Origin of the sequence: Microcystis sp. M53598_WE2, assembly GCF_030067735.1 — a bacterium.
Taxonomy (GTDB): Bacteria; Cyanobacteriota; Cyanobacteriia; order Cyanobacteriales; family Microcystaceae; genus Microcystis; species Microcystis aeruginosa.
This window is the reverse complement of sequence record NZ_JASJFE010000384.1, coordinates 1-10062: the sequence shown is the minus strand read 5'-3', so window position 1 is coordinate 10062 and position 10062 is coordinate 1. Positions and strand designations below refer to the sequence as shown.

Annotated in this window: 8 protein-coding genes; 4 read left to right on the top strand and 4 right to left on the bottom strand. The window is 48.4% G+C overall.

Features of this window, described 5'->3' with window-relative positions; all coding sequences use genetic code 11:
* Nucleotides 1–243 precede the first annotated feature (243 nt).
* The 3 genes from PX636_RS08340 to PX636_RS08330 form a co-directional block, all read right to left on the bottom strand.
* A complete protein-coding gene (locus PX636_RS08340; RefSeq protein ID WP_288116723.1) occupies nucleotides 244–600 on the bottom strand; it encodes a type II toxin-antitoxin system PemK/MazF family toxin in 357 nt (118 codons plus the stop codon).
* Nucleotides 597–845, bottom strand: a complete 249-nt coding sequence (locus PX636_RS08335) for a hypothetical protein (protein WP_002760243.1) — start codon at nucleotides 843–845, stop codon at nucleotides 597–599. The genes PX636_RS08340 and PX636_RS08335 overlap by 4 nt, the downstream gene beginning before the upstream one ends.
* 385 nt (nucleotides 846–1230) lie before the next feature.
* On the bottom strand, nucleotides 1231–1719 hold the full coding sequence (locus PX636_RS08330; protein WP_043999147.1) for a hypothetical protein: 489 nt from the start codon (nucleotides 1717–1719) through the stop codon (nucleotides 1231–1233).
* 524 nt (nucleotides 1720–2243) lie between these two features.
* Between PX636_RS08330 and cysK the strand changes: the two genes are divergently transcribed.
* The 4 genes from cysK (at nucleotide 2244) to PX636_RS08310 (ending at nucleotide 6873) form a co-directional block, all read left to right on the top strand.
* The gene (gene cysK / locus PX636_RS08325) at nucleotides 2244–3224 is read left to right on the top strand and encodes a cysteine synthase A (RefSeq protein ID WP_288116722.1); all 981 of its coding nucleotides are present in this window, start codon (nucleotides 2244–2246) and stop codon (nucleotides 3222–3224) included.
* Nucleotides 3221–4180 (top strand): serine O-acetyltransferase EpsC, encoded by a 960-nt coding sequence (epsC, locus tag PX636_RS08320; RefSeq protein WP_288116721.1) that lies wholly within the window; start codon nucleotides 3221–3223, stop codon nucleotides 4178–4180. Before cysK ends, epsC begins: the two co-directional genes overlap by 4 nt.
* Before the next feature lie 76 nt (nucleotides 4181–4256).
* A complete protein-coding gene (locus tag PX636_RS08315; protein ID WP_002750434.1) occupies nucleotides 4257–5189 on the top strand; it encodes a family 2A encapsulin nanocompartment shell protein in 933 nt (310 codons plus the stop codon).
* Nucleotides 5155–6873 carry a family 2A encapsulin nanocompartment cargo protein cysteine desulfurase gene (locus PX636_RS08310; protein WP_288116720.1) on the top strand — a complete coding sequence of 573 codons (1719 nt, stop codon included), beginning with the start codon at nucleotides 5155–5157 and terminating at the stop codon, nucleotides 6871–6873. Before PX636_RS08315 ends, PX636_RS08310 begins: the two co-directional genes overlap by 35 nt.
* 1007 nt (nucleotides 6874–7880) lie before the next feature.
* On the opposite strand, the gene PX636_RS08305 is transcribed toward PX636_RS08310, so the two are convergent.
* Nucleotides 7881–9287 (bottom strand): DUF4214 domain-containing protein, encoded by a 1407-nt coding sequence (locus tag PX636_RS08305; RefSeq protein WP_288116719.1) that lies wholly within the window; start codon nucleotides 9285–9287, stop codon nucleotides 7881–7883.
* Nucleotides 9288–10062: the final 775 nt, after the last annotated feature.

Here is a 10062-nt window from a genome sequence, read left to right as displayed (position 1 = left end):
GTTAGTAGTCGCTTAATTATAGCGTTTCCCAATCTCATGAGGTACACCAAAATCTTAACTCCTGAATCCCGAATCCTGAATCCTGAATCCTGAATCCTGAATCCTGAATCCCGAATCCTGACTCCTGACTCCTGACTCCTGACTCCTCAAAACCTAAGACTCTGTACCTCACAACTATGGGAATTGCTATAAACTCCTCAAATGTAACTTGGGCTTGCTTAAGAATTCCATTTAATTCCACATTTATGACTCGTATCCTAAGGTTAGCAAAACCACTTCTTCCAATTGGGCAATTATTTCGGGACTCAGTTGTCCCAGTGTGCGGATCAAACGAGTTTTATCCAGCACTCTCATCTGAAAACATAGGGCAACAGAATCTTCGCCGAGTCCACCATTACCCTGTTCTATCAGTAAGCATATAGGCAAAGCAGCGCGACGTTGGTTGGTGGTGAGCGGAATAGCAATGATCGTAGTTGAGAACTGGGAAACAAGGTCATTCTGGAAAATGATGACGGGACGAATGCCCGCTTGTTCAGAACCTTGAGTTGGATTGAGGTCGGCTAACCAGACTTCACCCCGTTTCAGAGGATTGGTCATCATTGGTCTTCTTGATGGAGTATTACTGCATAGTCATTCATACCTTCTTCAGCAAAGGCGCGATCTTCATCAGCAAACTCTGCAAACAGATCGGCCAGTTGCATGGGATCGAGAACAGCCTGATGACGCTGACTGCGAAACTTTAAGAAGGCAATAAAATCAGCCACTTGCTGAAGCTGATTATCAGTTAGTCGATCCAAGTCTTGCTTAAGAGCTTCAGCACTTACTGGCATAGGAAGAAAAAACATTCCGACTTCCCCATTATAAGGGATCCTGGCCAACAGCCGTCTTCAACAAACCCCCATGAGTCCCTGAGTGCGTAGCGGGGTAGGGAGGACGTTCAGACGTTCGGACGTTATCAGTTACTACTGTCTGATTCACCCGCGCTGCTAGACCCATTACCACCTGAAGTTGCCGAGGGATTTGTTAGATTAGGACTAGATTTAGGGGTTGTCTGGGAAGCCTTTGGAGGTTGGGGACGTAGCTTGACCACTCCATTCCAACTACGCTTCACAGTTACAGATTGACGATGAGTATCAGAGGATTTTTCTTGGCTCATGCTTATGCTTATTCCTTTTTTAGTTAAGTTAACTACCGGCGAGGCTCTTCTTGACTGTGTGTGATAATTTTTGATTATGGCATCGTGAAATGCTTATTGGGCAAGACTTTTAGGACTATTTTGCACAATAAACTATCACTATAGACATCGTTTCCACACAGAAACTGGAAAAACCCCGCCGAATCCATCCCAATTATAACGATTAGCACCATACCTACGACGAAACTGATCCCGGCAGTTTTATCTAGACACATCAATTTTCTGCTTTCAATTTCAGAACCTCCTAATATTTTTTCAATATGTGTAGAATTCTCGCCCAGAATATAAATGACTAAAACTACAGTAATCAGAAAGGCAAAAAGTGCAAGACCAAAAAGGATTATCTGTAAAGGGCTTGAAACTCCAACTGTTCTTAGCAAAGTAACCAACAATCCAATAGCTGTAACTGACAAACCTAATAACTGCTTATCACGTTCAAGCCTTGTAGTAAGCCATGCAGATATCATTGCACTGTAAAAGGCTTTTTCTTTTGCTTTGTAGTCTTCCTTGTCTGAACTCTCCATATCTTTAGGATTCAGGTAGAGGCGATTGAATGATCAATGCCTCGATATTAGCACCCAGGCCTCTCCGGTATCAATAACGGTTTTGATGACTTCTCTTTGCCCGATTGAGTTAGCAACTACCAGAGGGAGTGTGGCTTCGCGCCGCCAATTTACGACTCCGTATATCATACTAAATCTGGTTATTAAAAACTGATTATTTATTCTCCCCTTTGCATGAGTGCCTCTTGCATGAGTGCCTCTCCTCATAACTAGCCTATGCTCAACGGATTTAGTCTCAAGTATAACTCCTAATCCAACTTGAAAAACCCGCTCCCTTATCTCCACTTCCCGCCCTCCTATACCTTGATTCTTCAACCTCAGCGATCGCCCACCCCCCTTGATTATAAAGATTTGTTTAGCTTGACCAGAGGTTGATAGTGCATAGGCTAGAATGAATTTCAAATGGATTCAAAATGAATTTCAAATGAATTCAAGATGAGCCAATCTGGTGAACTGTCGTATTTTGATCATGGAGTTGCCATTTTGTGAGTAAGAAATGGTTCGCGGATAACAGTTTGTCGATCGGGCGGACTCCTCTAGTGCGCCTTAATCGAATCGTTGGCAACAATCACGCCACGGTTCTGGCCAAGATTGAAGGTCGCAATCCAGCCTATTCAGTCAAATGTCGTATTGGTGCGGCCATGATCTGGGATGCAGAACAACGGGGATTATTGGGGCCGGACAAAGAACTGGTCGAACCCACCAGTGGCAATACAGGCATTGCCCTAGCCTTTGTCGCCGCCGCTAAGGGGATTCCCCTCACCCTGACCATGCCTGAAACCATGAGCTTGGAGCGGCGCAAACTGTTGCTCGCCTATGGAGCCAATCTGGTGTTAACAGAAGGGACTAAAGGCATGACCGGAGCAGTGGCAAAGGCAGAAGAAATTGCCGCATCTAATCCCGATCGCTATGTGTTGTTGCAACAGTTCCGCAATGCTGCCAATCCCCGCATCCACGAGGAAACCACCGGCCCTGAAATTTGGCAGGACACAGACGGGGCGATCGATATTCTCGTGTCGGGTGTGGGAACGGGCGGAACCATTACGGGAGTTTCGCGCTATGTCAAAAAGACCAAGGGAAAACCGATTTTATCGGTAGCGGTGGAGCCAGAAGCCAGCCCCATACTATCCCAAGCCCGGGCAGGTCAGCCCTTAAAGTCTGGCCCTCACAAAATTCAGGGCATTGGGGCGGGGTTTGTTCCCGAAGTTCTGGATTTATCCCTCGTGGATGGGATTGAAACCGTTTCCAACGAAGAGGCCATTCTTTATGCCCAACGGTTGGCCAAGGAAGAAGGGATTATCTCCGGCATTTCCTGCGGTGCCGCCGTCGCCGTCGCCGCTCGCTTGGCACAACAACCCGAACACCAAGGCAAAACCATTGTCGTGATTTTGCCGGATTCCGGAGAACGGTATTTGAGTTCCATCCTGTTCCAAGGGGTATTTAATGAGCAAGGGTTAGTGGCATGACGAGCGAGCATCCGAGCAGTTCCAGCGCTCTCTCCCAACCCACCTTGTCCTTGGATCTCGATGAAATTATCGCTCAATTGTCCAAACCTCGTGGCGAGTCGTTCCACAGTTGGTCTCAATCACGAAGCCATTTCCCCTTGCCCTCCCGTGAGGCCTTATTTCGGATTGTTGATCGACTGCGTGCCGTTCTTTTTCCCTATCACTTTGGCAATCCCGATTTAGGCGAAACATCCAGCCGCTATTTTATCGGTCATACCCTCAATGAAGTCTTGCAACTGCTGCATCACCAAGTTTGTCGCGAACAGTGGTTGCTGGGGTCACAGTTGCACTGGTCGTCAGACCAGATTGAGAAACACGCCCAAGGGACGGTACAAGCCTTTGCCACTCAATTACCCCATCTGAAAGCTCTACTGGAAACCGATATCACTGCGGCCTATCGAGGTGATCCGGCGGCGAGAAATTTAGATGAAGTGTTGTTTTGTTACCCCGGGGTAACGGCAATCACTTATCACCGCATTGCCCATGCCCTGTATCGGTTGGACTCTCCCTTGTTGGCGCGGATTGTTAGTGAAATTGGCCATTCCTTAACGGGGATTGACATTCACCCCGGCGCGTCGATCGGCAATAGCTTCTTTATCGATCATGGGACGGGGGTGGTGATTGGGGCAACCACGGTGATTGGCGACCGCGTGCGCCTTTACCAAGCGGTCACGCTCGGGGCGAAAAGTTTTCCCCGGGACGAATCGGGCAGTTTAATCAAAGGTCAAGCCCGTCATCCGATTATTGAAGATGATGTGGTGATTTACTCAGGTGCAACGATTCTCGGTCGGGTAACTATCGGTCGGGGCGCAACCATTGGTGGAAATGTTTGGTTAACCCGCAGTGTGCCGCCGGGGGGTTTTGTCTCCCAGGCGCAACTACGACAGGAAATGTTTGATGACGGCTCTGGAATTTGAGGGGCTGTCCTGACTGTGAATGTTCGGCCATAACAGTCGCTTTGTTACTTTTTTTTGAATTGGAGGATTTAACTCAATGACCTATACCCAAGATCATGAATTGCAACTGGCTTTGGGAGATGCTGCCGCTCGGCAGTTGGCCAATGCCACAAAGACCGTTCCTCAGTTATTGACCATTTCGCCCCGTTGGTTCGTTCGCCTCTTGCATTGGCTACCCGTTGAAGCGGGGATTTATCGTCTCAATAAAGTCAGGGATGCCTCCCGGGTTGAGGTGGCTTGCTCTGAACGAGATGAGCGGGAGCTGCCCGAAACCTTTGTGGATTACGAAGAGACCCCCCGGGAGTATTTCTTGAGTGCGGTGAATACGGTACTGGATGTTCACACTCGCGTGTCCGATCTCTACAGCAGTCCCCACGATCAGATCCATGAACAATTGCGCCTGACGATTGAAACGCTGAAGGAACGTCAAGAAAATGAGTTGATCAACAACCATGAGTACGGATTGCTCAACAATATTGTTGATTCCCAGAAAGTGCAACCTCGCAATGGTGCGCCCACGCCGGACGATTTGGATGAGTTGCTGGTCAAGGTGTGGAAGGAACCGGCATTTTTCCTCGCCCATCCCAAAGCGATCGCCGCTTTTGGACGAGAAGCAACCCGACGGGGTGTACCCCCTGCTACGGTGTCATTATTTGGCTCTCAGTTTATTACTTGGCGAGGCGTGCCTTTGATTCCTTCCGATAAGTTGGCCGTGAATGAACAAGGCAAAACCAATATTTTGTTATTGCGGGTAGGAGAAAGCCGTCAAGGGGTGGTCGGTCTCTATCAGCCCAATTTACCCGGTCAACAGGGAGTTGGCTTGTCGGTGCGATTTATGGGGATTAGTCGCAAGGCGATCGCCTCTTACCTGGTCTCCCTCTACTGTTCGTTGGCAGTGTTGACCGACGACGCAGCGGCCGTACTGGAGAACGTTGATGTCAACCAATACCACATCTACGACTATGACTAACCCTGAACTGATCCCTGAAAAGGCGGGGGGGAATCTACCCGCTCTATCCCCGCCCACCACTGCCCCAACTGAGGTCGAGAACATTTCTCTTAACCCCTTATTTCAACCTGACCTTCTTGAGCATCTCGCCCAGACGATAATTCAAGAACTACAACGGCACGACCTTAAGGCCGAGGTGGCGAAGGGGTTGAGTACAGATCGGGATTATCTGGTGCCATCCGCCGCGGCGATTCCCCCAACCCTGGACTTGCCGGCTACCCCCGCAACCTCCCCAGCTGCTGTGGGCGAACGGCCCACAGTTCCCTTGGCTGTACCCTTAGCCACCTCCTCTTTCTACTTCATTGAAGAGTTAGAAACAAAAATCCCCGACCTTCCGGCGGTAGTGGCCAAACCGGGCCAGCTTGTTCAAGTCCCGGGTATCGATCCCCTTTTTGTCCCCCATGCCAGCGGGCGAAGCGTTCAACGACCTAGCTTCTTTGATGTTCATACCATTCGCCAGGATTTTCCCATCCTGCAAGAACGGGTGAATGGCAAACCACTGATCTGGTTCGACAATGCCGCAACAACTCAAAAGCCCCAAGCAGTCATCGATCGCCTCGTTCATTTCTACAGCCATGAAAATTCCAATGTGCATCGTGCCGCCCATGAATTAGCGGCTCGCTCCACAGATGCTTACGAAGCGGCCAGAGACAAGGTACGCCGTTTTCTCAATGCCTCATCTGCCAACGAAATCATTTTCGTGCGGGGGACAACGGAAGGCATTAATCTGGTGGCAAAAAGCTGGGGACAACAAACCCTACAAGCGGGGGATGAGATTGTCCTCACCCATCTGGAACACCATGCCAATATTGTGCCTTGGCAGCAACTAGCCGCCCAAACGGGAGCAAAGTTGCGGGTTGTCCCCGTGGATGACCACGGGCAGATTTTACTGGCAGAGTACCAACAATTACTCAACTCCCGCACAAAACTGGTGGCTTTTTCCCATGTTTCCAATGCCTTGGGAACCATTACTCCCGCCAAACAAATCATTGATTTAGCCCATCGGGTCGGAGCTAAAGTCTTGTTAGATGGCGCTCAATCGGTTTCCCACATTCCGATCGATGTTCAACAATTAGGGTGTGATTGGTTCGTCTTTTCCGGGCATAAAGTCTTTGGTCCGACAGGGATCGGGGTACTTTATGGTCAAGAAGACCTGTTGAATGCCACGGTTCCCTGGCAAAGCGGCGGCAACATGATCGTGGATGTGACGTTTGAGCGTACCGTGTATCAGGCGGCTCCCACTCGCTTCGAGGCCGGAACGGGCAATATTGCCGATGCCGTTGGCCTAGGGACGGCCTTGGATTATGTTCAGCAGATTGGTTTGACCACCATTGCCAATTATGAGCATGAACTTCTGGAGTACGCCACTGCGGGACTGACAACCATTCCGGGCCTGCGTTTGATTGGGACGGCAGCCGATAAGGCTGCCGTGCTTTCCTTTGTGCTGGAGGGATTTGATGTGGAAGTCATTGGACAGGCCCTGAACCGGGAAGGGATTGCCGTGCGGGCAGGCCATCACTGCGCTCAACCCATTCTGCGACGCTTTGGTCTCGAGGCAACGGTGCGCCCTTCCTTGGCTTTCTACAATACTAAGGCCGAGGTGGATGCGCTGGTGGCCGCGTTGGAACGTTTGCAACACGAATAAACTGACGGTCATAGGTGCGGCAGCTTGTACACCTATTCCAGTTCCCCCTGAACTGCCACATATTTCTGGACTTCCCCCGTATAAACATACTAGCTATGGCTAAAAGTCTTATAGAGCCTGAGTTAAAGCCATATAATACTAATGGACTACTGGACACAAACTCCTGAAGTCCTTACGCTGATAGGGTTTGAGGCAAAAATTTTCAAATTTGACCTTTCGACCATTATAGCTTGTTTCGGGGCAGAAAACCAGCAAAAACATGGCTACAGAGGGAATCGCTGACTCTAGAGATTAATGACACCATCTGTTACAATGAGGTTAGCGATCACTATACAGCCAACTCTACGGAATCGCTCTACTCCAGATACAGTCAACGGTACAGCCATTTTCAAGCGAAAAATGTACCCAGTAGCGGCTTGTCAATTTTTTCTGAGAAGCTCCAGGCAGTAAGGGTTTTGTTGATTTTTTAGTATTTCTGTATGGGGGAAGTCCAGCTATACAAGGGCTAGAGCAACTGTTGGTTTCAACCGACTAGGGTGCGGAATGTGGGTTCTATTACCCTAATTGCTGATTTACTAAAAGGTTTGTCGATTCACCTTCATCGTTGGAGTTCTTTCCCTCCCACCCCCGTTGACGCTTTTTACTACTCCCCTTCCTCTTACTTGTAAAATACCTACACCTGTCAGGGGGGGGTTGGGGGGGGGTGAGGGTAATTAACTATCTCTGCCATTACTTTAGAAAAATGGTATCAGAATATCTAGGGCTTGCTGAAAAAGTTGGCTGGTGGGGTTAGGAGTCATCAGTCTCCGAGTCGGTCGTCGGTCGGGGAAGTCAGAATAACAGAATGACCTCGCGTACTGCAAAGCGGAACCCTTCGCCATCGCTCACAAAAGTGCCAGGGTTTTGAGTCCCTATTTCGATTTCTCAACGTTTGTTTCTGGCACTTTTTGGGTAAAAAAAGACCAAAACCCTTTTCTAGCAAAGCTTCTACTGATATTCAGCCCGCCCTAGATAGATACTAAGCTAGAGATAGCGGCATCAACCCAAGCCTGGGTACTTACGGTCGTGCCGAAATCACTGAGCCAATTGCGTCCGAAAAGTGCCGCACTTTCGCCCGAGTAGGCCGCCCTTTCTTCGGGCAAATCCAGTGAATTCGTAAACAGATCGGCGCTGGTCAGTTTATTGCGTAGGGCAATAATATCGTCGCCCTGGGCACCCAATCCGATCTCCAGAGCAAAATTAGCTAGGGTGATGGCACCACTATCTAGGTGCTCTGCCCAAAAGTTTAAACCTTCTTGTTCTGCGTTACGGTTAAAAGCAAAGTTATAAACTTTATTCACTTTGTCCCGATTATTCAATCCACCGAAGAGGTTATCAGCTTCGGGCGAGGTGCCAAAAAAGTTGACAATTTGATTATAAGCACCAGCTTCAGATCCAGTTAATAGATCTCCCTGTCTCGGAGAATAACTAATACCCGCATCCGTCAAGGCTTCGTCCCAGAAATCGAGTCCAGCATTATCCGCTGGTCGTCCATAATAGACAACGTAGGCGATTTGCGCCGTGTCACCAGTCAGGGTTAGCGGACTGGTATTGGGTGGAGGAATAATACCGGGGACTCTTGGGGTTACGGCTGCCTGTCCCACTTGAGCGCTAACTTGCAATGTATAGGTGGCGGGATTGGTCTGCGGCAGCGTGATAGTATTGAAACTACTTACCCGAATCCGGTAATCCACCCCACCTTGCGGTAAGAAATTGGCAATTAAAGAATTGAGTCCGTCACCACTGTCATCATCGAAAGCCACTACAGCCCCTGTTCTGGCATTGACAATCTGTAGGAAGGGATCGTAAACACCGGTGTTTGAGGACGTAAGTGATACTTGGATGGGTTGATTAAAGGCAGTCACTGCCAACTTATATTCATCCGCCAAAGAGGGTGCAGCTGTGCTAGGAGAGGGAAAAGTATAGTCTCTGCTGTCTAATACCCCCTGAAAAGTAACCACTTGACCTGTTTGGGGGTTGCCGAAGCTCGATAATCTTTCCTCAAGCACCACATCGCCCACTACAGAGTTAACCTGTAAGGTGTAGGGATGTTCGATCTCTGTGTTAATAGTATTGAAGCTGGTGACTCGAATTTTATAAACAACTCCGCCTTGGGGCAGAAAATTAGCAATGAGTGAATTATTGCCGTTACCGCTATCGTCATCGCTGGCAACTATTGTGTTGGTTCTGGCATCAATAATTTGGACGATAGGATCATAAGTGGTATTGTTAGCAGAAATTAAAGATATCTGCACGGGCTGGTTAAAAGCAGTAAAAGTGACCAGATATTCATCTGCTCTGGTGGGATTTGCTCCTTGTATAAAGATAAAATCATTGAGAGTCAAGCTTCCCTGTTGAGTTATATTACTAGCCATGATCAACTCCTTGAATTCAAAGAAAATCTTATTTTTTCATGTTTTCAACACTTACGGTCAAACAGCCCCTAGTCAGCACCAGCCAGTAACTAGCAAGGATTTGGAGAGGCTGACCGAAAAATACTTATCTGCTTTGGCTTTGACTTTCTGACCATCACACTGAGATTCGCTCTATGCCAAAGCCGCTGATTTTTCTCCAGATAAAGGTAACTAGGGCAAATTGCTTAGTTGGGGAAATCACTGACAAACTGATGTCGATTTTTGCCAACGAATTGTCGAACTCGAATTCATCCCTATTCCTATAAGCAGGCCACCCATCCTCGTTTTCCATTGTAGTCAATCTGGTCACGAATGTAATTTGGTCGTAATATAGCTTAATACATGAGGAGATTTTTGATTCCAGAAAAAATCTGCTGTAACCGTTCAGAGGGGAACGAAATCTGGTAATCTCAGACCTATGGATGAGAAACACCTACGGTTGATACCAGGAATTGGCGCAGAGGATTGGGTCAGACCAACCGACCGCCAGCGTCAGACAGCTAGTAGTGGGGTGAGGTTTGAAGATAGAACAGCTAGAGCAGCATCTCAAAGAATTACAATCATCTCAAGAGCAGCTTTCCGAGAAAGTCAATCGTAACTCAGAGAACTCCCATTGTCCGCCCGCCGCAGACGCGGCTCTTCTGGTTTCTGTGTGGAAACGGGGTCTATACTGATAGTTTCTTCAGCAAAATAGTCCTAAAAGTCTTTCCCAGTAAACATTTCACGATTCTATAAG